The following is a 458-nucleotide window of genomic DNA, read 5'->3' on the forward strand; positions in this document are numbered from 1 at the left end:
TTACTTTCTATCAGACAATCTGTGTGAGCACTTCGCGGGAAGGTATCTTCAGGTAAGGAGGTGATCCAACCGCAGGTTCCCCTACGGTTACCTTGTTACGACTTCACCCCAGTCATGAATCACAAAGTGGTAAGCGCCCTCCCGGAGGTTAAGCTACCTACTTCTTTTGCAACCCACTCCCATGGTGTGACGGGCGGTGTGTACAAGGCCCGGGAACGTATTCACCGTAGCATTCTGATCTACGATTACTAGCGATTCCGACTTCACGGAGTCGAGTTGCAGACTCCGATCCGGACTACGACGCACTTTATGAGGTCCGCTTGCTCTCGCGAGGTCGCTTCTCTTTGTATGCGCCATTGTAGCACGTGTGTAGCCCTGGCCGTAAGGGCCATGATGACTTGACGTCATCCCCACCTTCCTCCGGTTTATCACCGGCAGTCTCCTTTGAGTTCCCGGCA

Annotated in this window: 1 rRNA gene; it reads right to left on the bottom strand. The window is 53.5% G+C overall.

The window, feature by feature from the left end:
• Positions 1-53 precede the first annotated feature (53 nt).
• Positions 54-458 (bottom strand): 16S ribosomal RNA (locus FS690_RS18210); the annotation flags it as partial.

It is taken from the genome of Pantoea sp. PSNIH1 (genome assembly GCF_007680655.1).
GTDB lineage: Bacteria > Pseudomonadota > Gammaproteobacteria > Enterobacterales > Enterobacteriaceae > Pantoea > Pantoea eucrina.